The sequence below is a fragment of the Arcobacter venerupis genome, from assembly GCF_013201665.1.
GTDB classification, from domain to species: Bacteria; Campylobacterota; Campylobacteria; order Campylobacterales; family Arcobacteraceae; genus Aliarcobacter; species Aliarcobacter venerupis.
On sequence record NZ_CP053840.1, the window covers coordinates 3,064,101 to 3,088,398 of the forward strand.

The 24,298-nt window shown below is 34.8% G+C and carries 15 protein-coding genes, 5 tRNA genes and 6 rRNA genes; 12 read left to right on the plus strand and 14 right to left on the minus strand.

From position 1 onward, the window contains the following. Positions 1-140 precede the first annotated feature (140 nt). From panB to AVENP_RS15185, 3 genes are read left to right on the plus strand one after another with little or no spacing between them, the layout of a single operon-like run. Complete coding sequence (panB, locus tag AVENP_RS15175) at positions 141-950, plus strand: 3-methyl-2-oxobutanoate hydroxymethyltransferase (RefSeq protein WP_128359488.1); 810 nt, start codon at positions 141-143, stop codon at positions 948-950. 5 nt (positions 951-955) lie between these two features. Beyond that, on the plus strand, positions 956-1,993 hold the full coding sequence (gene ruvB / locus AVENP_RS15180; protein WP_128359487.1) for a Holliday junction branch migration DNA helicase RuvB: 1,038 nt from the start codon (positions 956-958) through the stop codon (positions 1,991-1,993). Then, complete coding sequence (locus AVENP_RS15185) at positions 1,990-3,033, plus strand: AI-2E family transporter (protein ID WP_128359486.1); 1,044 nt, start codon at positions 1,990-1,992, stop codon at positions 3,031-3,033. The genes ruvB and AVENP_RS15185 overlap by 4 nt, the downstream gene beginning before the upstream one ends. A gap of 18 nt (positions 3,034-3,051) precedes the next feature. Here AVENP_RS15185 and AVENP_RS15190 read toward each other — a convergent pair whose 3' ends face one another. From AVENP_RS15190 to AVENP_RS15250, 13 genes are all read right to left on the minus strand, one after another. After that, positions 3,052-3,798 (minus strand): ferredoxin-thioredoxin reductase catalytic domain-containing protein, encoded by a 747-nt coding sequence (locus AVENP_RS15190; protein ID WP_128359485.1) that lies wholly within the window; start codon positions 3,796-3,798, stop codon positions 3,052-3,054. Positions 3,799-3,866: 68 nt separating this feature from the next. After that, on the minus strand, positions 3,867-4,082 hold the full coding sequence (locus AVENP_RS15195) for a VF530 family protein (protein ID WP_128359484.1): 216 nt from the start codon (positions 4,080-4,082) through the stop codon (positions 3,867-3,869). A gap of 150 nt (positions 4,083-4,232) precedes the next feature. Next, a 5S ribosomal RNA gene (rrf, locus tag AVENP_RS15200) occupies positions 4,233-4,348 on the minus strand. Between the two features lie 218 nt (positions 4,349-4,566). After that, positions 4,567-7,479, minus strand: a 23S ribosomal RNA gene (locus tag AVENP_RS15205). Between the two features lie 361 nt (positions 7,480-7,840). Then, a tRNA-Ala gene (locus AVENP_RS15210) sits at positions 7,841-7,916 on the minus strand. Positions 7,917-7,945: 29 nt separating this feature from the next. After that, positions 7,946-8,022: transfer RNA gene (locus AVENP_RS15215), tRNA-Ile, on the minus strand. 96 nt (positions 8,023-8,118) lie between these two features. Further along, positions 8,119-9,635 (minus strand): 16S ribosomal RNA (locus AVENP_RS15220). Positions 9,636-10,292: 657 nt separating this feature from the next. Further along, a tRNA-Thr gene (locus AVENP_RS15225) sits at positions 10,293-10,368 on the minus strand. 193 nt (positions 10,369-10,561) lie between these two features. Further along, positions 10,562-10,677 (minus strand): 5S ribosomal RNA (rrf, locus tag AVENP_RS15230). 218 nt (positions 10,678-10,895) lie between these two features. After that, a 23S ribosomal RNA gene (locus tag AVENP_RS15235) occupies positions 10,896-13,808 on the minus strand. Positions 13,809-14,169: 361 nt separating this feature from the next. Continuing rightward, a tRNA-Ala gene (locus tag AVENP_RS15240) sits at positions 14,170-14,245 on the minus strand. A 29-nt stretch (positions 14,246-14,274) separates the two neighbouring features. Next, a tRNA-Ile gene (locus AVENP_RS15245) sits at positions 14,275-14,351 on the minus strand. Positions 14,352-14,447: 96 nt separating this feature from the next. Continuing rightward, a 16S ribosomal RNA gene (locus AVENP_RS15250) occupies positions 14,448-15,964 on the minus strand. Together the 16S, 23S and 5S rRNA genes with 5 tRNA genes alongside form the textbook arrangement of a ribosomal RNA operon. 558 nt (positions 15,965-16,522) lie before the next feature. Between AVENP_RS15250 and AVENP_RS15255 the strand changes: the two genes are divergently transcribed. Together AVENP_RS15255 and AVENP_RS15260 are read left to right on the plus strand one after the other, a co-directional pair. Beyond that, positions 16,523-17,221: a Bax inhibitor-1/YccA family protein gene (locus AVENP_RS15255; RefSeq protein WP_128360321.1), complete on the plus strand. Its 699-nt coding sequence runs from the start codon at positions 16,523-16,525 to the stop codon at positions 17,219-17,221. 38 nt (positions 17,222-17,259) lie between these two features. After that, positions 17,260-17,667: a thiamine-phosphate pyrophosphorylase gene (locus AVENP_RS15260; protein WP_128360322.1), complete on the plus strand. Its 408-nt coding sequence runs from the start codon at positions 17,260-17,262 to the stop codon at positions 17,665-17,667. Here AVENP_RS15260 and AVENP_RS15265 read toward each other — a convergent pair. Beyond that, the gene (locus AVENP_RS15265; protein WP_128360323.1) at positions 17,619-18,311 is read right to left on the minus strand and encodes a methyltransferase domain-containing protein; all 693 of its coding nucleotides are present in this window, start codon (positions 18,309-18,311) and stop codon (positions 17,619-17,621) included. The genes AVENP_RS15260 and AVENP_RS15265 overlap by 49 nt on opposite strands. Before the next feature lie 107 nt (positions 18,312-18,418). Between AVENP_RS15265 and secG the strand changes: the two genes are divergently transcribed. From secG to AVENP_RS15300, 7 genes are read left to right on the plus strand one after another with little or no spacing between them, the layout of a single operon-like run. Continuing rightward, positions 18,419-18,778 (plus strand): preprotein translocase subunit SecG, encoded by a 360-nt coding sequence (gene secG / locus AVENP_RS15270; protein ID WP_128360324.1) that lies wholly within the window; start codon positions 18,419-18,421, stop codon positions 18,776-18,778. 19 nt (positions 18,779-18,797) lie between these two features. Further along, positions 18,798-19,739, plus strand: a complete 942-nt coding sequence (locus AVENP_RS15275) for a polysaccharide deacetylase family protein (protein WP_128360325.1) — start codon at positions 18,798-18,800, stop codon at positions 19,737-19,739. 10 nt (positions 19,740-19,749) lie between these two features. After that, complete coding sequence (frr, locus tag AVENP_RS15280; RefSeq protein ID WP_128360326.1) at positions 19,750-20,307, plus strand: ribosome recycling factor; 558 nt, start codon at positions 19,750-19,752, stop codon at positions 20,305-20,307. 2 nt (positions 20,308-20,309) lie between these two features. Further along, the gene (gene pyrE / locus AVENP_RS15285; protein WP_128360327.1) at positions 20,310-20,918 is read left to right on the plus strand and encodes an orotate phosphoribosyltransferase; all 609 of its coding nucleotides are present in this window, start codon (positions 20,310-20,312) and stop codon (positions 20,916-20,918) included. A 3-nt stretch (positions 20,919-20,921) separates the two neighbouring features. Then, positions 20,922-21,401 carry an RDD family protein gene (locus tag AVENP_RS15290; RefSeq protein WP_128360328.1) on the plus strand — a complete coding sequence of 160 codons (480 nt, stop codon included), beginning with the start codon at positions 20,922-20,924 and terminating at the stop codon, positions 21,399-21,401. Then, on the plus strand, positions 21,401-22,498 hold the full coding sequence (locus AVENP_RS15295) for an MFS transporter (protein ID WP_128360329.1): 1,098 nt from the start codon (positions 21,401-21,403) through the stop codon (positions 22,496-22,498). Before AVENP_RS15290 ends, AVENP_RS15295 begins: the two co-directional genes overlap by 1 nt. Continuing rightward, positions 22,495-24,297: a mechanosensitive ion channel domain-containing protein gene (locus AVENP_RS15300; RefSeq protein ID WP_128360330.1), complete on the plus strand. Its 1,803-nt coding sequence runs from the start codon at positions 22,495-22,497 to the stop codon at positions 24,295-24,297. Before AVENP_RS15295 ends, AVENP_RS15300 begins: the two co-directional genes overlap by 4 nt. Position 24,298: the final 1 nt, after the last annotated feature.

Below are 24,298 nucleotides of genomic sequence, written 5' to 3' on the forward strand. Positions count from 1 at the left end.
TTATATAGATTATATTAACAGAACAGTTATTTACTTGTTCTTTAAATATCCATTTTTTCTTACAAATCTTAAAATTTTTATTAAAAAAGTTTGTTTTAGATATAATCTTTACAAATTATTAATAGCTATTAGGAAAAAATATGAGCATTATAAAAAATGATTTTGAAAAAATGAATATAACTAAAATCAAAAAATCAAAAAATAATAAAAAACTAACAGTAATTACAGCTTATGATGCACTTTTTGCAAAACTATTCGAAGAAATCGCAGATATGATTCTGGTTGGAGACAGTTTAAATATGAGTTTTGCAGGAAAGCCAGATACTCTTTCAGCAACACTTGAGCAAATGATTTATCATACAAATGCTGTTTGTACAGGTGCACCAAAATCATTTGTAATAATGGATATGCCATTTGGAACATATATCAATAAAGATGAAGCATTAAAAAATTGTATTGAAGTTTATAGACTTACAAATGCAGCAGCAGTTAAAATTGAAGGAGGAGAAGACAGAGCTGATATTATAAAGCACTTAACTTCTAATTCAATAGCAGTTATGGGACATATTGGATTAATGCCTCAATACGTAAGAAGTGAGGGTGGATATAAAGTTAGAGGTAAAACACATCAAGATGAAAATCAATTAATTGAAGATGCCATTGCTGTTGAAAAAGCAGGAGCTTTTTCAATTGTTGTTGAGGGAGTTATGAGCAATGTTGCAAAAAAGATCACTGAAGTAGTAAATATTCCAGTTATTGGAATTGGAGCTGGAAATGTAACAGATGGACAAGTTTTAGTTTGGTCTGATATGTTAGGATTTTTTGAAGAGTTCAAACCAAAATTTGTAAGACATTATTTAAATGGTGCTTCATTGGTAAAAGATGCCGTTAATCAATATAGAAATGATGTTCAAAATTCTTCATTCCCTTCACGCGAAGAAGAGTATTAATATAAATGGAAAGATTAGTAGAAGTTGAATCAGTATCTTTTGAAGAAGATAATACAGAAATAAGTTTAAGACCATCAAATTGGGATGACTATATAGGTCAAGAAAAAATCAAAAAGAATCTAAAAGTATTTATAGAAGCTAGTAAAAAAAGAAAAGAAGCTTTAGATCATATTCTTTTTTACGGCCCTCCAGGACTTGGGAAAACTACACTTTCATATCTTATCTCAAATGAAATGAATACAAATATCAAAGTAACAGCTGGACCGATGATTGAAAAAAGTGGTGATTTAGCTGCAATTTTAACTAATCTTGAAGAGGGTGATATTTTATTTATTGATGAAATTCACCGTCTTTCTCCAACTGTTGAAGAGATTTTATATCCTGCAATGGAAGATTATAGATTGGATATTATTATTGGGTCTGGACCTGCTGCCCAAACTGTGAAAATTGATTTACCAAGATTTACTCTAATTGGAGCAACAACAAGAGCTGGAATGTTGTCAAATCCTTTAAGAGAGAGATTTGGGATGCATTTTAGAATGCAATTTTATAATCAAGATGAATTATCGAAAATTATTCAAAAAGCAGCAGTTAAATTATCAAAATCTTGTGAAAATGATGCAGCTTTTGAAATTTCAAGAAGAAGTAGAGGAACACCAAGGGTAGCTCTGCGACTTCTAAAAAGAGTTAGAGACTTTGCAGAAGTTGAAAATGAAAATTTAATTCACCTATCTAGATGTAAATATGCCTTAGATGAATTAGGTGTAAATGAGAGTGGTTTTGATGAAATGGATATAAATCTTCTTGAATTATTAGTTTCAAATAGAGGAAAACCAATGGGACTTTCTACAATGGCAGCTGCATTAAGTGAAGACGAGGGAACAATTGAAGATGCAATTGAACCTTATTTACTAGCAAATGGCTATATAGAAAGAACAGCCAGAGGAAGAATCGCTTCATTAAAAACATATGAAATGTTTAGATTATCATATCCAAACAGCGAAAAGTTAGATGAAGATTTACAACAAGGAAAATTATTTTGAAAGCAGCCTATTTTCTAATTGCTATTGCTATTGTAATGATTTTTTTCATTATTCAACTTTTTGATCCATTTATAAAACCAATTATAGTTTCTGTTTTATTAGTCGTAGCAACAAGTTCAATATCACTTTATTTAGAAAATAAATTAAAAAGTAGAGTTGTCTCTGTTTCAATTATGACTATATCTTTAGCTGCACTATTTTTTATTCCTGTTTTATATTGCATATTTTCCTTTGCAAATTTTTTCAATCATGTTGACAAACAATTGTTAATTGAAAATTTAAACCAAATAAAAATATTTATACAAGATAGTTCTAATGATTTTATTTTTATGAAAGATATATTTTCTCAAATTGTTTCAAAAATTGATGTTAGCAAAATTGTTGAAAATATTTTATCTATTAGTGCATATTTAGGAAAAAACTCTGCAAAGTTTATGATTGACATGGTTTTGATTTTAATATTTTATTTTTTCTTTTCACTGTATTCAATCTCAATTGGAACATTTATAAAAGGATTACTTCCAATAAAAAAAGAAGATTCAATCATACTTTTTTATGAATCTTCAAATGTAATGACTGTAGTTTTGTATTCACTTTTAATAACTGCAATATTAGAAGGATTTTTATTTGGAGTTTTTCTTAGATTTTATGGTTATGATGGATTACTTTTTGGAGTTTTATATGGATTCGCTTCTTTAATTCCAGTTGTAGGCGGAGTTATAATGTGGCTTCCAATTGTTATCTATGAAGCAACTACTTCAGTGACAAACGCACTTGTAATCGCAATATATTCTATAGTTGTTATTTCAGTAATTGCAGATACTTTTATAAAACCAATGATTATTAAATATATAAATCAAAAAGTTGTAAAAACACCAACAACTATAAATGAACTTTTAATCTTTTTTTCAATTGTAGCAGGTCTTTCAACATTTGGGTTTTGGGGGATGATAATTGGGCCAGCAATGGTTACATTTTTTATATCAATAATGCAACTTTTAAAAAAATATAGTGATGATTTTAAAGATAATGTATCCTAAAATTAGGATACATTAATATTAAATATCACCGCTTTCTCTTTCTCCACCATATGAAGAAATTCCATAATCTAAATTAGCAACCGATTTGAAACCTAAATCTTTCATTATTCTTTGACAATAAGCACTTCTGCTACCACTTAAACAATAAACAACAACTGGAGTATTCTTTTTATCTATAATTCGCTCTAAAGCATCATAAAATGATGTTGTAGGGATTAAGTAATCTGTTCCTTTGATTCTAGTAGAAACCCATTCCATCCATTCTCTTGTATCAACTAAATTAAACTCAACAAAATTCAAGTTTCGAGCTTCTAATAAAGATTCTAATTCAACTGAATTAACTTCATTTTTAGTAAGTAATTTTTCACACTCCTCTTTTGTTAAACCTCTTGAATGAGTTGCAACTGCATCATGTAAACTATTATCTTTACTAATTTCTAATGCTTTTTCTTTTGTACAGAAAATTCCACAGTGACATGAACCTTTTGATGGTATTTCATTCGTTAATGCAGGAGTACATGGACAAAGTCTATTCTCAGTTGTTTCTTGTTCTGACGGTGTTTGTCCTATAACCATAAAACATGGACAGAATTTTTTACCATAAATCATTTGATTTCTAGTAAGTCCCATTTGAATTGATTTATTAACCTCTTCATCTGGATTATAAACTAAACTATGTTTAGATATTACTTCATCGGTAAACTGTTTTGTTAATTCAAATTCATTTAAAAATTCATCACTATTTGTATCTATTTTTCTTATCATTTTAAATCCTATATTATTATAAAAAAGAATAATAGTGTAATAATCTTTACATATGGATATACTAGATTTTATTTAATTGAAGATAAATATAAATTCTCAACTTTTTTTCTAGCCCAAGGGGTTTTTCTAAGAAAAGTTAAACTTGATTTTATAGATGGATTATTATAAAAACATCTTATTTCTATACGATCTGCTAATTCATCCCATCCATACTGTTCTACAAGAGATTCAAGTATCATTTCTAATTTAATTCCATGAAGTGGGTTGTTTGGTTGTTCTATCAATTTTATTCCTATAGTGTATATTAAGTAGATTCTATCAAAAAAAAGCTAAAGAGTTGAGATATAAAAATAACCTAAAAAGCGGGTTAAAAAAAAAGCTTAGCATTGAATACTTTGGTAAGTATAAAAAGCTAAGCTTTAAAAAAACTCAAGAGCTGGCAGCGGCCTACGTTTCCACCAGGGGACCCGGCAGTATTATCGGCGATGAAGTGCTTGACTTCCAGGTTCGGAATGGGACTGGGTATTTCCACTTCTCTATAGCCACCAGCAAAGTTGAGTGTAAAAAGTAAATAAACATAAGATAAATCAATATGTATTGCTCTTTACACTCAACTCGTAAAGGAGTTAAGAAAAAATAATGTTAAAGTCTTATACGCGCTTAAAAAAATATTCATTTTTTCAAGGTAACGCTAGTTTTTTCTAAAAAAACACAATTTGTATTAAATATAAGAAATATATTTAATAAGATAGTAAACCAAAGAATTTGTTAAATAAGCCAAACGTTCTATTAGTACTGGTCAGCTAAACGCCTTACAACGCTTACACATCCAGCCTATCAACCAGTTAGTCTTACTGGGAACTTCAGGGAAAGTTAATCTTAGAGTTGGCTTCGAGCTTAGATGCTTTCAGCTCTTATCACATCCGTACGTAGCTACCCAACGATGCTCTTGGCAGAACAATTGGTACACCAGTGGTACGTTCATCCCGGTCCTCTCGTACTAGGGACAAATCTCTTCAACTTTCCTACGCCCACGGAAGATAGGGACCGAACTGTCTCACGACGTTCTGAACCCAGCTCGCGTACCGCTTTAAATGGCGAACAGCCATACCCTTGGGACCTACTTCAGCCCCAGGATGCGATGAGCCGACATCGAGGTGCCAAACCTCCCCGTCGATGTGAGCTCTTGGGGGAGATCAGCCTGTTATCCCCGGCGTACCTTTTATCCTTTGAGCGATGGCCCTTCCACACAGAACCACCGGATCACTATGACCGACTTTCGTCTCTGTTCGACTTGTATGTCTCACAGTCAAGCTAGTTTATGCCATTATACTCAACTGGCGATTTCCAACCGCCATGAACTAACCTTTGTAAGCCTCCGTTACTTTTTAGGAGGCGACCGCCCCAGTCAAACTACCCACCAGACATTGTCCTGATACAAGATAATTGTACGCAGTTAGTAACTCAAATATTCAAGGGTGGTATCTCAAGGATGGCTCCGACTCTACTTGCGTCTAGTCATCATAGCCTCCCACCTATCCTGCACATGAATATCCAAGCTACAGTGTCAAGCTGTAGTAAAGGTGCACGGGGTCTTTCCGTCTTTCCGCGGGTAGGAGGAATTTTCACCTCCACTACAATTTCACTGGATCCCTGGTTGAGACAGCTCCCATCTCGTTACGCCATTCATGCAGGTCGGTATTTAACCGACAAGGAATTTCGCTACCTTAGGACCGTTATAGTTACGGCCGCCGTTTACTCGGGCTTCAATCAAATGCTTCGCTTGCGCTGACATCATCAGTTAACCTTCGAGCACCGGGCAGGCGTCACACCTTATACATCCACTTACGTGTTAGCAAAGTGCTGTGTTTTTGGTAAACAGTCGGGAGGGACTCTTTGTTGCAACCTCTCTAGCTTTCTGGAGCAAGTCCATATACCAAAGTAGGCACACCTTATACCGAAGATACGGTGCTAGTTTGCAGAGTTCCTTAACCAGGGTTCTTCCACGCGCCTTAGAATACTCATCCCACCCACCTGTGTCGGTTTACGGTACGGGCAACATACAATATACTTAGTGGCTTTTCTTGGCACGACAGTATCATCGATTCTCCATCTCCTCCGAAGAGTGTCAAGAGCCTGTAAGATCTCGGCCTAATGTAACCCGGATTTGCCTAAGTTACAGCCTACGTCCTTCGACCCACTATTCCATCAGTGAGCTCGATTAACTCTATGCGTCCCCACATCGCGCTTGTATGTTGGTATTGAAATATTAATCAATTTGCCATCGTCTACCCCTTTCGGACTCGACTTAGGACCCGACTAACCCTACGATGACGAGCATCGCGTAGGAAACCTTGGGTTTTCGGCGTTGAGGATTCTCACCTCAATTATCGCTACTCATGCCTGCATGCTCACTTCTATCCGCTCCAACGCTCCTTGCCGGTACATCTTCAACGCTGAATAGAACGCTCTCCTACCACTCGAATAAATTCGAATCTAAAGCTTCGGTGCACATCTTAGCCCCGTTATATTTTCCGCGCAGAATCACTAGACCAGTGAGCTGTTACGCTTTCTTTAAAGGATGGCTGCTTCTAAGCCAACCTCCTGGTTGTCACAGTAACTCCACATCGTTTTCCACTTAGATGTGACTTAGGGACCTTAGCTGTTAGTCTGGGTTGTTCCCCTCTCGACGGTGGATTTTATCACCCATCGCCTGACTCCTGTGATTCCACATATAGTATTCATAGTTTGATAGGGTTTGGTACCGCGGTAAGCAGCCCTAGCCCATTCAGTGCTCTACCCCTATATGCTACAACACAAGGCTATACCTAAATATATTTCGGAGAGAACCAGCTATCACGAAGTTTGATTGGCCTTTCACCCCTATCCACAAGTCATCCGGAGACTTTTCAACGCCTATCGGTTCGGTCCTCCACTGGCTCTTACACCAGCTTCAACCTGCTCATGGATAGATCACTTCGTTTCGGGTCTGCAGCATCTGACTAATTCGCCCTATTAAGACTCGCTTTCGCTACGGCTTCGTACTTGACTTAACCTTGCCAGACACCACAACTCGCAGGCTCATTATGCAAAAGGCAGTCCATCACCCTGATAAATCATAGGGCTCTGAATGATTGTAAGCTAATGGTTTCAGGTTCTATTTCACTCTCCTCGCTGGAGTACTTTTCACCTTTCCCTCACGGTACTTGTTCACTATCGATCTGTAAGTAGTATTTAGGATTGGAGGGTGGTCCCCCCAGTTTCAGTCAAAATATCACGTGTTCCGACCTACTCAGGATACCATTAGAGCTATTGAAAATTTAAATTACAGGAGTTTCACCTTCTATGCTACACTTTTCCAAGTATTTCATCTATCTTCTTTAGTCTCATATCATGGTCCTACAACCCCCAATGCAAGCATTGGGTTTGTCCTAATCCGCTTTCGCTCGCCGCTACTGACGGAATCTCGTTTGATTTCTCTTCCTCTGGCTACTGAGATGTTTCACTTCACCAGGTTAGCTCCCCGTAGGGTAACATAGTTCTCACTATGCTGGGTTGCCCCATTCAGAAATCCCCGGATCAAAGCTCTTTGGCAGCTCCCCGAGGCTTATCGCAGCCTAATACGTCTTTCATCGCCTCTTACAGTCTAGGCATCCACCATTAGCCCTTAATAGCTTATTAATAAATAGAGTTAAACTCTATCGCATTTTTGATAATATTCTTTGGCTACTATCTTATTAAACATATTATTTAAAATATATCAATAAAATTAGTTGTGTTCTATCTATTTCTAGATAATTAAAATTTTTGTTTTTAATTATTAGTTCTATTAGAATAAATTCTTTTAGTTCTTTTAATTAAACGAAAAAATTAAAGACTTTAACATTATATTTTTAAATATCATTGTTACTTAAAAAAATTTACATCTTTTCAAGGCAACATTTTTGATTCGAAAATCAAATATAAATTCAATCTTTTTGAACTTATATTTAACTTTTTTATCATTTCTTCTAATTATAACTTTTAGCTTATTTTTAATAGGTGGTGGAGAATAGCGGGATCGAACCGCTGACCTCCTGCGTGCAAAGCAGGCGCTCTCCCAGCTGAGCTAATTCCCCACACTGATTAATCTTTTAAGATTATTTAATGGTGGGCCTATCAGGACTTGAACCTGAGACCTCACGATTATCAGTCGAGCGCTCTAGCCAGCTGAGCTATAGGCCCATTTTTCTACCTATTTAAATAATCTTTATAAACCGAATATAAAAACTCTTTCTTTTTAGTTTTAAGACTAGAAACGAATCTAGTCTCAATTCTCTGAAAGGAGGTGATCCAACCGCAGGTTCTCCTACGGTTACCTTGTTACGACTTCACCCCAGTCGCTGAATCCACTGTGGAAGGTAGCTATTTTAGCATCCCCGCTTCGAATGAGTTCAACTCCCATGGTGTGACGGGCGGTGAGTACAAGACCCGGGAACGTATTCACCGTAGCATAGCTGATCTACGATTACTAGCGATTCCAACTTCATGTAGTCGAGTTGCAGACTACAATCCGAACTGGGAGATATTTTTGAGATTTGCTCCACGTCACCGTATTGCGGCTCTTTGTATACCCCATTGTAGCACGTGTGTAGCCCTGGACGTAAGGGCCATGATGACTTGACGTCGTCCTCACCTTCCTCCTACTTGCGTAGGCAGTCTCATTAGAGTTCTCAGCCGAACTGTTAGCAACTAATGACGAGGGTTGCGCTCGTTGCGGGACTTAACCCAACATCTCACGACACGAGCTGACGACAGCCGTGCAGCACCTGTATATAAGTTTCTGCAAGCAGACACCAATCTATCTCTAGAAAGTTCTTACTATGTCAAGTCCAGGTAAGGTTCTTCGTGTATCGTCGAATTAAACCACATGCTCCACCGCTTGTGCGGGTCCCCGTCTATTCCTTTGAGTTTTAATCTTGCGACCGTACTCCCCAGGCGGCACACTTAATGTGTTAACTGCATTACTGCAAGGTCTAGCCTCACAACAACTAGTGTGCATCGTTTAGGGCGTGGACTACCAGGGTATCTAATCCTGTTTGCTCCCCACGCTTTCGCGTCTCAGCGTCAATAATGTTCCAGTAGATCGCCTTCGCAATCGGTATTCCTTCTGATCTCTACGGATTTTACCCCTACACCAGAAATTCCATCTACCTCTCCCACATTCTAGATATACAGTTTCAAAAGCAGTTCAATAGTTAAGCTATTGGATTTCACTTCTGACTTATTTATCCGCCTACACGCTCTTTACGCCCAGTGATTCCGAGTAACGCTTGCACCCTCCGTATTACCGCGGCTGCTGGCACGGAGTTAGCCGGTGCTTATTCATATGGTACCGTCATTATCTTCCCATATAAAAGGAGTTTACGCACCGAAATGTGTCATCCTCCACGCGGCGTTGCTGCATCAGACTTTCGTCCATTGTGCAATATTCCCCACTGCTGCCTCCCGTAGGAGTCTGGACCGTGTCTCAGTTCCAGTGTGACTGATCATCCTCTCAAACCAGTTAAGCGTCATTGCCTTGGTGAGCCATTACCTCACCAACTAGCTGATACTGTACAGGCTGATCCTAGAGCTATAAATATTTCCCTTGCAGACTTCTGTCTTAAAGGCATATAGAGTCTTAGCAGTCGTTTCCAACTGTTATCCTCTTCTCTAGGGCACATTACCTATATATTACTCACCCGTGCGCCACTTAGCTGACAATTATAGCAAGCTATAATCCGTTCTCGTTCGACTTGCATGTGTTAAGCACGCCGCCAGCGTTCACTCTGAGCCAGGATCAAACTCTCCATAAATTGAAGTTTTTGAACTTGACTTCTTCTGTATTATTTTACTATTACAAAATTATCACTCATAGTATAGACAAGTTATATGTTTTACCATATTGTTCTTGTTTGTTTTTATATTTTTAACATTTATTCTTATTTTACATCTGTAATAAATAACAGATTTTTATAAGAGTCTCATATTCGGTTTATAAAGATTACTTTACAAACGTTATAATTATTTTTAAAGATCATCCAGTTTCGATTACAACGCTTTCTATCATTCTTTCGTTTGATGCGCTTCAGTCAAATTGGACGGGAATTATAATAGATTCTTTTTTCTTTGTCAAGGGGTTATCGCTTAAATTTGGCTTAAATTTTTGGATTATAACTTATATTTACTTATTATTAATAACTTATCTATAAAAAAGCTTTCTTATTTATAAATTACAATAGAATCTAAATTGACAATTCGAATAGATACAAGAGGGAGTATCTTTTTCTTATTTTTTAATAAAGAAGACTTAGTATTAATACTATTTAATAAATCAAATCATCTTATTCAAATATATAAACCTATAAATCCAAGCTAAATAACTAAGTGATGAGTTAATAAAAAGAGAAGAAAGAGTATTAAATAAAGAAAAACATTAAATAAGGGCTAAATAAAGTAAAAGTTAGGGATGGTGGTGCTCACAACAGGATTTGAACCTGTAACCTCTTCCTTACCATGGAATTGCTCTACCGTTGGAGCTATGCAAGCAAAAGAGAATAATAAAGAACTAACTGAATATGTGTATAGAGTTAGTGTAAATATAAAAATAAAGATCAATTATACTAGAATAATAGGATAATAAAAAATGAATATAAAAATAACCTAAAAAGCGGGTTAAAAAAAAAGCTTAGCATTGAATACTTTGGTAAGTATAAAAAGCTAAGCTTTAAAAAAACTCAAGAGCTGGCAGCGGCCTACGTTTCCACCAGGGGACCCGGCAGTATTATCGGCGATGAAGTGCTTGACTTCCAGGTTCGGAATGGGACTGGGTATTTCCACTTCTCTATAGCCACCAGCAAAGTTGAGTGTAAAAAGTAAATAAACATAAGATAAATCAATATGTATTGCTCTTTACACTCAACTCGTAAAGGAGTTAAGAAAAAATAATGTTAAAGTCTTATACGCGCTTAAAAAAATATTCATTTTTTCAAGGTAACGCTAGTTTTTTCTAAAAAAACACAATTTGTATTAAATATAAGAAATATATTTAATAAGATAGTAAACCAAAGAATTTGTTAAATAAGCCAAACGTTCTATTAGTACTGGTCAGCTAAACGCCTTACAACGCTTACACATCCAGCCTATCAACCAGTTAGTCTTACTGGGAACTTCAGGGAAAGTTAATCTTAGAGTTGGCTTCGAGCTTAGATGCTTTCAGCTCTTATCACATCCGTACGTAGCTACCCAACGATGCTCTTGGCAGAACAATTGGTACACCAGTGGTACGTTCATCCCGGTCCTCTCGTACTAGGGACAAATCTCTTCAACTTTCCTACGCCCACGGAAGATAGGGACCGAACTGTCTCACGACGTTCTGAACCCAGCTCGCGTACCGCTTTAAATGGCGAACAGCCATACCCTTGGGACCTACTTCAGCCCCAGGATGCGATGAGCCGACATCGAGGTGCCAAACCTCCCCGTCGATGTGAGCTCTTGGGGGAGATCAGCCTGTTATCCCCGGCGTACCTTTTATCCTTTGAGCGATGGCCCTTCCACACAGAACCACCGGATCACTATGACCGACTTTCGTCTCTGTTCGACTTGTATGTCTCACAGTCAAGCTAGTTTATGCCATTATACTCAACTGGCGATTTCCAACCGCCATGAACTAACCTTTGTAAGCCTCCGTTACTTTTTAGGAGGCGACCGCCCCAGTCAAACTACCCACCAGACATTGTCCTGATACAAGATAATTGTACGCAGTTAGTAACTCAAATATTCAAGGGTGGTATCTCAAGGATGGCTCCGACTCTACTTGCGTCTAGTCATCATAGCCTCCCACCTATCCTGCACATGAATATCCAAGCTACAGTGTCAAGCTGTAGTAAAGGTGCACGGGGTCTTTCCGTCTTTCCGCGGGTAGGAGGAATTTTCACCTCCACTACAATTTCACTGGATCCCTGGTTGAGACAGCTCCCATCTCGTTACGCCATTCATGCAGGTCGGTATTTAACCGACAAGGAATTTCGCTACCTTAGGACCGTTATAGTTACGGCCGCCGTTTACTCGGGCTTCAATCAAATGCTTCGCTTGCGCTGACATCATCAGTTAACCTTCGAGCACCGGGCAGGCGTCACACCTTATACATCCACTTACGTGTTAGCAAAGTGCTGTGTTTTTGGTAAACAGTCGGGAGGGACTCTTTGTTGCAACCTCTCTAGCTTTCTGGAGCAAGTCCATATACCAAAGTAGGCACACCTTATACCGAAGATACGGTGCTAGTTTGCAGAGTTCCTTAACCAGGGTTCTTCCACGCGCCTTAGAATACTCATCCCACCCACCTGTGTCGGTTTACGGTACGGGCAACATACAATATACTTAGTGGCTTTTCTTGGCACGACAGTATCATCGATTCTCCATCTCCTCCGAAGAGTGTCAAGAGCCTGTAAGATCTCGGCCTAATGTAACCCGGATTTGCCTAAGTTACAGCCTACGTCCTTCGACCCACTATTCCATCAGTGAGCTCGATTAACTCTATGCGTCCCCACATCGCGCTTGTATGTTGGTATTGAAATATTAATCAATTTGCCATCGTCTACCCCTTTCGGACTCGACTTAGGACCCGACTAACCCTACGATGACGAGCATCGCGTAGGAAACCTTGGGTTTTCGGCGTTGAGGATTCTCACCTCAATTATCGCTACTCATGCCTGCATGCTCACTTCTATCCGCTCCAACGCTCCTTGCCGGTACATCTTCAACGCTGAATAGAACGCTCTCCTACCACTCGAATAAATTCGAATCTAAAGCTTCGGTGCACATCTTAGCCCCGTTATATTTTCCGCGCAGAATCACTAGACCAGTGAGCTGTTACGCTTTCTTTAAAGGATGGCTGCTTCTAAGCCAACCTCCTGGTTGTCACAGTAACTCCACATCGTTTTCCACTTAGATGTGACTTAGGGACCTTAGCTGTTAGTCTGGGTTGTTCCCCTCTCGACGGTGGATTTTATCACCCATCGCCTGACTCCTGTGATTCCACATATAGTATTCATAGTTTGATAGGGTTTGGTACCGCGGTAAGCAGCCCTAGCCCATTCAGTGCTCTACCCCTATATGCTACAACACAAGGCTATACCTAAATATATTTCGGAGAGAACCAGCTATCACGAAGTTTGATTGGCCTTTCACCCCTATCCACAAGTCATCCGGAGACTTTTCAACGCCTATCGGTTCGGTCCTCCACTGGCTCTTACACCAGCTTCAACCTGCTCATGGATAGATCACTTCGTTTCGGGTCTGCAGCATCTGACTAATTCGCCCTATTAAGACTCGCTTTCGCTACGGCTTCGTACTTGACTTAACCTTGCCAGACACCACAACTCGCAGGCTCATTATGCAAAAGGCAGTCCATCACCCTGATAAATCATAGGGCTCTGAATGATTGTAAGCTAATGGTTTCAGGTTCTATTTCACTCTCCTCGCTGGAGTACTTTTCACCTTTCCCTCACGGTACTTGTTCACTATCGATCTGTAAGTAGTATTTAGGATTGGAGGGTGGTCCCCCCAGTTTCAGTCAAAATATCACGTGTTCCGACCTACTCAGGATACCATTAGAGCTATTGAAAATTTAAATTACAGGAGTTTCACCTTCTATGCTACACTTTTCCAAGTATTTCATCTATCTTCTTTAGTCTCATATCATGGTCCTACAACCCCCAATGCAAGCATTGGGTTTGTCCTAATCCGCTTTCGCTCGCCGCTACTGACGGAATCTCGTTTGATTTCTCTTCCTCTGGCTACTGAGATGTTTCACTTCACCAGGTTAGCTCCCCGTAGGGTAACATAGTTCTCACTATGCTGGGTTGCCCCATTCAGAAATCCCCGGATCAAAGCTCTTTGGCAGCTCCCCGAGGCTTATCGCAGCCTAATACGTCTTTCATCGCCTCTTACAGTCTAGGCATCCACCATTAGCCCTTAATAGCTTATTAATAAATAGAGTTAAACTCTATCGCATTTTTGATAATATTCTTTGGCTACTATCTTATTAAACATATTATTTAAAATATATCAATAAAATTAGTTGTGTTCTATCTATTTCTAGATAATTAAAATTTTTGTTTTTAATTATTAGTTCTATTAGAATAAATTCTTTTAGTTCTTTTAATTAAACGAAAAAATTAAAGACTTTAACATTATATTTTTAAATATCATTGTTACTTAAAAAAATTTACATCTTTTCAAGGCAACATTTTTGATTCGAAAATCAAATATAAATTCAATCTTTTTGAACTTATATTTAACTTTTTTATCATTTCTTCTAATTATAACTTTTAGCTTATTTTTAATAGGTGGTGGAGAATAGCGGGATCGAACCGCTGACCTCCTGCGTGCAAAGCAGGCGCTCTCCCAGCTGAGCTAATTCCCCACACTGATTAATCTTTTAAGATTATTTAATGGTGGGCCTATCAGGACTTGAACCTGAGACCTCACGATTATCAGTCGAGCGCTCTAGCCAGCTGAGCTATAGGCCCATTTTTCTACCTATTTAAATAATCTTTATAAACCGAATATAAAAACTCTTTCTTTTTAGTTTTAAGACTAGAAACGAATCTAGTCTCAATTCTCTGAAAGGAGGTGATCCAACCGCAGGTTCTCCTACGGTTACCTTGTTACGACTTCACCCCAGTCGCTGAATCCACTGTGGAAGGTAGCTATTTTAGCATCCCCGCTTCGAATGAGTTCAACTCCCATGGTGTGACGGGCGGTGAGTACAAGACCCGGGAACGTATTCACCGTAGCATAGCTGATCTACGATTACTAGCGATTCCAACTTCATGTAGTCGAGTTGCAGACTACAATCCGAACTGGGAGATATTTTTGAGATTTGCTCCACGTCACCGTATTGCGGCTCTTTGTATACCCCATTGTAGCACGTGTGTAGCCCTGGACGTAAGGGCCATGATGACTTGACGTCGTCCTCACCTTCCTCCTACTTGCGTAGGCAGTCTCATTAGAGTTCTCAGCCGAACTGTTAGCAACTAATGACGAGGGTTGCGCTCGTTGCGGGACTTAACCCAACATCTCACGACACGAGCTGACGACAGCCGTGCAGCACCTGTATATAAGTTTCTGCAAGCAGACACCAATCTATCTCTAGAAAGTTCTTACTATGTCAAGTCCAGGTAAGGTTCTTCGTGTATCGTCGAATTAAACCACATGCTCCACCGCTTGTGCGGGTCCCCGTCTATTCCTTTGAGTTTTAATCTTGCGACCGTACTCCCCAGGCGGCACACTTAATGTGTTAACTGCATTACTGCAAGGTCTAGCCTCACAACAACTAGTGTGCATCGTTTAGGGCGTGGACTACCAGGGTATCTAATCCTGTTTGCTCCCCACGCTTTCGCGTCTCAGCGTCAATAATGTTCCAGTAGATCGCCTTCGCAATCGGTATTCCTTCTGATCTCTACGGATTTTACCCCTACACCAGAAATTCCATCTACCTCTCCCACATTCTAGATATACAGTTTCAAAAGCAGTTCAATAGTTAAGCTATTGGATTTCACTTCTGACTTATTTATCCGCCTACACGCTCTTTACGCCCAGTGATTCCGAGTAACGCTTGCACCCTCCGTATTACCGCGGCTGCTGGCACGGAGTTAGCCGGTGCTTATTCATATGGTACCGTCATTATCTTCCCATATAAAAGGAGTTTACGCACCGAAATGTGTCATCCTCCACGCGGCGTTGCTGCATCAGACTTTCGTCCATTGTGCAATATTCCCCACTGCTGCCTCCCGTAGGAGTCTGGACCGTGTCTCAGTTCCAGTGTGACTGATCATCCTCTCAAACCAGTTAAGCGTCATTGCCTTGGTGAGCCATTACCTCACCAACTAGCTGATACTGTACAGGCTGATCCTAGAGCTATAAATATTTCCCTTGCAGACTTCTGTCTTAAAGGCATATAGAGTCTTAGCAGTCGTTTCCAACTGTTATCCTCTTCTCTAGGGCACATTACCTATATATTACTCACCCGTGCGCCACTTAGCTGACAATTATAGCAAGCTATAATCCGTTCTCGTTCGACTTGCATGTGTTAAGCACGCCGCCAGCGTTCACTCTGAGCCAGGATCAAACTCTCCATAAATTGAAGTTTTTGAACTTGACTTCTTCTGTATTATTTTACTATTACAAAATTATCACTCATAGTATAGACAAGTTATATGTTTTACCATATTGTTCTTGTTTGTTTTTATATTTTTAACATTTATTCTTATTTTACATCTGTAATAAATAACAGATTTTTATAAGAGTCTCATATTCGGTTTATAAAGATTACTTTACAAACGTTATAATTATTTTTAAAGATCATCCAGTTTCGATTACAACGCTTTCTATCATTCTTTCGTTTGATGCGCTTCAGTCAAATTGGACGGGAATTATAATAGATTCTTTTTTCTTTGTCAAGGGGTTATCGCTTAAATTTGGCTTAAATTTTTGGATTTATCCTCTCATTAAACTTTTACTATCTTTTTATTGGCTTTTGAGTGTTTTTTAGTGATTTTAATACTCATTTAATTTTATATTAATCTTTTATTTACTTTTTTGAGATAATATATTGCTAATATCGTTATCTATATTTAATGTAAATATATAAGTATACTACATAGTAGAATTACGAAATCAAAATTTAAAGGAAGACTATATGTACAATAGAGATTATTTATCAAACCAATCTTCAGAATATACACATGAATCATCACAAGTTCAGTTAATGAGCTTTTTAAAAGCTACTTATCAATTATTTGCGGGGTCATTATTAGCAGCGACTGCTGGTGCGTATATAGGATTAGGAATTGTTTCAATTTTAATGGGACCTGTTAAATGGGTTTTATTTGCTGTAGAATTAGCATTAATTTTCTTTGTTATTCCAAGAACAAAACACACTCCTGGTGTTAATTTAGCTGTTTTATTTGCATTTACATTTATTACAGGTTTAACAATTGCACCATTATTAACTGCAATTTTTTCAATGCCAGGTGGTGCAGCTATCGTTGGTCAAGCATTTTTAATGACTTCAGTTGCATTTGGTGGGATATCAATGTTTGCAATGACTACTAAAAGAGATTTCTCTTCAATGGGTAAATTTTTACTTATTGCTTTAATAATTATGATTGTTGCAGGTATTTCTAATATCTTTATCCAATCTTCGATGATGCAATTAATAATTGCAAGTGCAGGAGCTTTGTTATTTTCTGCTTTCATTTTATATGATACACAAAATATTATCAAAGGTCATTATGACTCACCAATTGAAGCTGCGTTATCTTTATATTTAGATTTCTTTAATTTGTTTATATCTCTATTACAAATTTTAGGAATTATGAATAGTGATGACAAATAATAAAACTAACTCTTTATAAGAGTTAGTTTTCAATTACTATGAAAAAAGAAAATTACTTAAGACTTATCGATGCAAATTTAAATAGACTACGTGAAGGAATCCGTGTAGTTGAAGATATTTTTAGATATGTATATAATGATAAATCAACTGCTATCAAACTAAAAGAATTACGACATTTATCAAGATTAAAAAATTACATTGAATTACTTGAAACTAGAGATGTAAAAAATGATGTTTTAAGAAGTTCTATAAAAAGTGAACTAAACCGAACGGATTTATACTCAATTTTAATAGCTAATTTTAAAAGAGCCCAAGAAAGCTCAAGAGTTCTTGAAGAATTCTGCAAATTAATCTCAATTGAAGATAGTGAGAATTTTAAATATATTAGATATGAACTTTATAATTTAGAAATTGTTTTAACAAAAATAACTTCAAATTCTAAATAATTTAAATTATAATCTTTGTATAATTTTTTTGCCTCTTTGAAATCCAATGATGCTTTACCACTTACCCCAGACTTTTTAATATAATCAAATAAATCTCTTTTATTATCAAACTCCAATTTGTACATTATAGTTTCAAATTCACATAAAAAATATTTTGAAAAAGCCTCTTTTATTGATTCTTCATCTAATATTGGTGATTTTGAATTTGTAATTTCTTGAATAGTTTTAAAAGTATTTGATGTGAATAAAACAGCATTTATTTCATTTGTAATAAATGAAAGATGTTTTATTATCTTTGATAAATCTTTTGACCATTGTAAAGCAGATGATGATAAAACAATATCATAACTGTTATCTTTTATTTCATCTAAAAACTCTTGTGCATCAAAATCAAAACACTTTACATTAATATTTTCACCTTTTGGATGTAACTCACACATTGATGCTGAAAAATCTATTGCTTTATAAAAATCTATATCCCATGAAATATGATTATATACTTGCCCTGAGCCACAACCTAATTCTAAAACTCTTTTTGGTTGAAATTTTAATTCACGTACAAGTGATTTTGCAACAATTTGCTGAATAATATTGTGATTTTTATACTCTTTTGCATATTTTGAGAATTGGTTTTTAACTGACAAATTTACTCTTTATAAAATTACTAGAAATATGTTTTAATATCTATTTTAACTTATTCTTAATAAGTTTTAGATAAAATAGCTACCATTTTTAAAAAAGGAAATAGATAATGACATCTACACTTTTAATCGTTCAGTTTGTATTAGCAATTTTACTAACAATAATAATCTTACTTCAAAAAAGTTCAAGTATTGGTCTTGGAGCTTATAGTGGAAGTAATGATTCATTATTTGGGGCTAAAGGTCCTGCAAACTTCTTAACAAAAGCTACAATGGCTTTAGGTTTAGTTTTTGTAATAAACACTGTAGTTTTAGGTTATTTATTTAATCAACAAAGAAATCAAAGTGCTGTTGACTCAGTAAAAGTTGATTCTTTAATTCCAACAGCACCTATTACACAAACTTCTGAGCAAGCACCAGCAGCTCCTACAACAGCAGCCCCTGTTCCAACAGTTCCAGAAAATAAATAAGCCTAAGAAATAAAGAAATATGAAGTATTTCTTACTTCTTTGTTTATCTTATTTTTATCTTCAAGCCAACGGTCATATCTTTGTATATCACCGATTTGGTGATGAGAAACATCAAAGTACAAATACAACTTTACAAGAATTAGAAAAAGAGTTTGAATATTTCAAAACTAATAATTATAAAGTAGTAACAGTTTCTCAAATTGCCAATAAAATTAAAAACAATGAAGAAATTCCTGATAATTGGATTGCTTTTAGTATAGATGATGCGTATAAAAGTTTTTATTTAAATGCGATGGAACTATTTAAAAAGTACAATTATCCCTTTACTCTTTTTGTTTATGTTGAAGCAACAAATAGTAAATATTCAGATTTTATGACGTGGGAAGAAATAGCTGATGCTTCAAAATATGGAGAGATTGCCCTGCACTCTTATTCACATAAGCAATTAATGAAACTCACAGATGATGAAATTTTAAAAGATACAAAAATTTCTTATGAAATCTTTGAAAAAAACTTAGGTTTTAAGCCAAAGGGATATTCATATCCTTATGGAGAGTATGACCAAAGGGTAAAAGAAAAAATAAAAGAGTTTGATTTTGAATATATTGTAAATCAAAATAATGGCTCAGTAAATAAAAATAGTGATATTTTTGATTTAAATAGAGTTGCCTTAGTTGGTAAAATTAATTTACATGAAAAACTAAAATATAAAACACTAGAAGCAACTTGGGTTGAACCACAAACATATCCAAAAGATGGGATACTAAAACATGTAAGAGTTGAAGTAAATCCACAAATAACGGATGCAAAATTGTTTATATCAACCTATGGTTGGCAAGATATCAAAGTTAAAAATGGTATAATTGACATCAAATTAAACAAAAAACTAAATTTACCTAGAAACAGAGTAGCTATTAGCACTGATTACTACACTATTTCAAACAAATTATTAATCAAATAAAGGAGAATGAATGTTAGAAGAAATATATGCTCAAACTAAAGAACATATGGAAAAATCTATCGAGGCTTTAAGAAAAGATTATAGGTCTTTAAGAACAGGAAAAGTAAATGTTAATATCTTAGATGGTATTAAAATTGATTATTATGGAACACCAACTGATTTAAGTCAAGTAGGTTCAGTTTTATCACCAGATGCTACAACTATTGTTATTAATCCATGGGAAAAGAATCTTTTAGGCTTAATTGATAAAGCAATTCAAACGGCAAATATTGGTGTTAATCCAAACAATGATGGTGTTGTAATTAAATTATTCTTCCCACCAATGACTACTGATCAAAGAGAAAATACTGTTAAACAAGCAAAAGTTATGACTGATAATGCAAAAGTTGCAATTAGAAATATTAGACAAAATGCTAATACTAAAGCAAAAAATCTTCTAAAAGATAAATTAATCACTGAAGATGAAAATAAAAGAGCGCAAGACGAAATCCAAAAGATAACTGATTCTTATGTTGTTAAAGCTGATGAGACTTTAAAAGCAAAAGAAAAAGAAATAAGAACGATTTAATTATGAATGTAGCTCAAATATATAAAGATGCCCAAGCATTATTAGAAGGTCACTTCAAATTAAGTAGTGGAAATCACTCAAAATTTTATTTACAATCAGCAAAAGTTTTAGAAGATCCTAAAACTGCAAAATTATTAGCTGAAGCCTTAGCTGATCAAATTAAAGAAGCTGGTATAAAAGTTGATGCTGTTTGTTCACCTGCACTTGGTGGATTAATTGCTGGTTTTGCCCTTGCAACTGCACTTGATGTAAGATTTATTTTTGCAGAAAGAGTTGAAGGTGAGATGTCAATCAGAAGAGGTTTTGAAGTTAAAGAAGGTGAAAACTATATTATTTGTGAAGATATTATCACAACTGGTGGAAGTGCACTTGAAGCTGCAAAACAAGTTGAAAATGCTGGTGGAAATATTGTTGCTTATGCTGCACTTGCTAACAGAGGATTTTGTTCAAGAGTTGGAAGCACATTAGAAGCAAAAGATAATTGTAAATTACCACTTAATAAACCACTTTTTGCACTTGATGATTTCACATTTGAAATGTATGCACCAGATGAATGTCCTATGTGTAAAGAAGGAAGCATTGCTTATAAACCTGGTAGTAGAGGTAATTAATTAATGGCAAAATGGAGAGATGTTAAGCATAACAAAGTTAAAACACAAAAAAATGAGCTTAATATTAAATCACCTAAAAGTGATTTAGCCTCTCTTCTTTCTAGATTAAAAGCTTTTCTTACTGATACATTTTTGATTACCACTCCTATTCTTTATATAGTTATATATTTAGTAATGGGAAGTGGTGAAGAATTTGCACAAAATAGAGTATTGGGTTGGAGTATAATATTTATAGTTCATGCTCTTCTTATCTTAATTTTTTGGCTTAAAAATGGACAAACTCCAGGACTTAAAGCTTACGATTTAAAACTTGTTGACAATAGAACTAAACAAAGAGTTTCAGTTATTCAAGTTCTTGTTCGATACATAACAACACTATTTGCTGTGCTATCATTTTTTTTACTTTTTATGCCTTTTTTTAATAAGGATAAAAGAACTTTCCAAGATATTCTTTCAAACACAATTATCATCAATGATAAATAATGCTTTTTTTTAACTTATCAGCATTCTATTTTTTTTATTTTGCAGCAGTTGGTGTATATGTAATATTTTTACCAAAAGTACTTCACGATATTGGTTATGGCACTTTTGATATAGGTATTGTTTTAGCACTGGCACCTTTGATGAGATTTTTGACGCCTTTTATGTTTTTAAAACATATTAAATTAGATCAAAAGATGTTTAAAAGGGCTCTTTTAACAGCTATCTTTTTGGCTTCTTGTTTTTATTTAACAATAGAAAACTTTTATTTATTTACAATAAATAATGCAATTTTAGGAGCTTGTTTATCACTTATATTACCTTATCTTGAAATAATTGCAATTTCAAATCTTGGAAAAGAAAAATATGGAAAATCACGCCTTTATGGTTCAATTGGGTTTATGATTATTGCATTAGTGCTTGCAAAATTTTTAACTCAACCTTATATTGCAATACATTACTATTTAGTTTTAATTACTTTAACGGTAATTTTTGCAATCTCTTTATTAAAGTTTGATGTAGAACACAAAATTGAGCAAAATAACAAAGTATTTTCTTTTTTTGAATATTGGCCTTTTTGGTTAAGTATTTTTTTCATGCAAATAAGTTTTGGAGGTTTTTATAATTTCTTTACAATTTATGAAACCCAACATGGGATAAGTCTTGAAATGACTTCTTACCTTTGGTCATTTGGGGTTATTTGTGAAATATTGATGCTTTATTTTCAAGCTCCTATTTTGAAAAACAATCTGCTATCAATCATAAAATTTTGTGTTACAATTACAATTTTAAGATGGCTTCTATTATATCTATTTCCAGATTCATTGAATGTAACATTTTTTTCTCAAGCTATTCATGCTTTTTCATTTGGACTTTATCATAGTTCTGTAATTATGTATTTATATAGTTTGTATGAAAATAAAAAATTAGCACAACAATTTATGTATGGTGTAGGTTATGGTCTTGGTGGATTTATTGGAGCTTTAGTCGCAGGTGCTGTTTATGGTGAGTTTTTATTTATATTTAGTGCATTATTTTCACTATTATCTTTAATAGCTCTTAACTTTATAAAAATTAATTTAACAAAAGAAAAAACATGAAATTTATATTCCTCTTCCTATTTTTAATCTCGTCATCTTTCGCTATCAGTATTGATAAAACATGGTATGACAATACAAAAGAAGAACTACAAAAATTATACACGACACAAATAACTAAAATTACTTCATCAAAAAGTGATTTAAATGCGGAAGAAAAAGAACAAGTTGAATATCAACTTTTACTTTTAAAGAAATTGCAAGCAACATTAAATGATGAAAATAGTTTTGATTTAAAAAATATTGATGAAATTACAACAATAGATAAATATATTGATCAAATAAAGCTATATTTAAAAATAGCAAATGATTATGATTCAATAAAAGAGGAATTTACTCAAAACAGCAATAAAATTTATCTTCTTGAAGAGCAAATAGATAAATTAACAAATAAAGAAGATATTTCAACAGTTAATTCTCAATTATTATATGCCTATTATAAATTAAAAAATATTCAAGATAAAGCTACTATTGATGAATATGACAAATATTTAGAAAATTTTAAAAAAATATTACTTGATAGTTTAGAACCTATAAAATTTGTGGATAATCCAACTTTACAAAATAGAATTGAAAAAGCATTAAACAGTTTCAATGATATTATTAAAGATGAAAAGAAATTATCACTTGCTTATGACAAAGCAAAAATCACAGAAAATGAGTGGAAAATTAAAGCACTTGATGCTCAAATTGAACAGTTAAAAATTGATAAATCAAAATTAATAAATCAATATGTTTATTTAAAAGTAGAAGAGCTTCTTCCACTATTAAAAAATAAAAAAACTAGCTACTTTGAAATGAGTAATACTCTACAACAATTTATGAGAGAGAATCAAGCAAATTATGACTCATTAAATGAACTTCTAAAATATCTATCAAGGGAGAGATTAGGAGTTACTAAAAGTACATTTGCAGATACAAAACAAAGTTTTATTGATATAATAAAATTTGGATGGGAAGAGATAAATAATCCAATTATTCCAATTGGTGATGGAATTTCAATTTTAGCAATTAGTAAATTCTTTTTTATCTTTATTCTTGGTTTCTCAATAGCAACTTTTTATAAAAAAAGAATCTCTAATGCTCGTTCAAACTATCTAAAAAACACTTCAATTTCTACAAGAACAATGCTTGCAAATCTTGGGTACTACTTTTTAGTTGCTATAACTTTTGTCTTTGGGTTAAAATCCATTGGAATTGATTTATCTTCACTTACTATTTTAGTTGGGGCTTTATCAGTTGGTATCGGGTTTGGTTTACAAAATATTGTTTCAAACTTTATTTCTGGAATTATTCTAATCTTTGAAAGAGCTATTCAAGTTGGACACATAATTGAAATAGCAACAGGATTAAGAGGAAAAGTTTCTCAAATTAATATGAGAAGTAGTGTTATTACAACTTTTGATAATATTGATATTATTATTCCAAACTCTACATTAATTCAAAACAATGTAATAAATCTTACTTTTTCAGATGACATAAGAAGATTAAATATTCCTTTTGGAGTGGCATATGGTTCAGACATTGATAATGTTATTCACATTCTTTTAGATAATTTAAAAGATAGTAATCTAATGTACATAAGAAATGATAGTGAAAAAATAGCAAAAGTTAGAATGACTATGATGAATGCTAGCTCTATTGATTTTGAATTACTTGTTTGGATTAGTGAGAATCCTGATGAAAATGGGATTGGTTCGTCTAATATGTCTGATTTTTTAATTTTTATTTATAAAACATTACAGGCAAATAATATAGAAATTCCATTTCCTCAAATGGATATACATTTGAAAAGAAATTAGT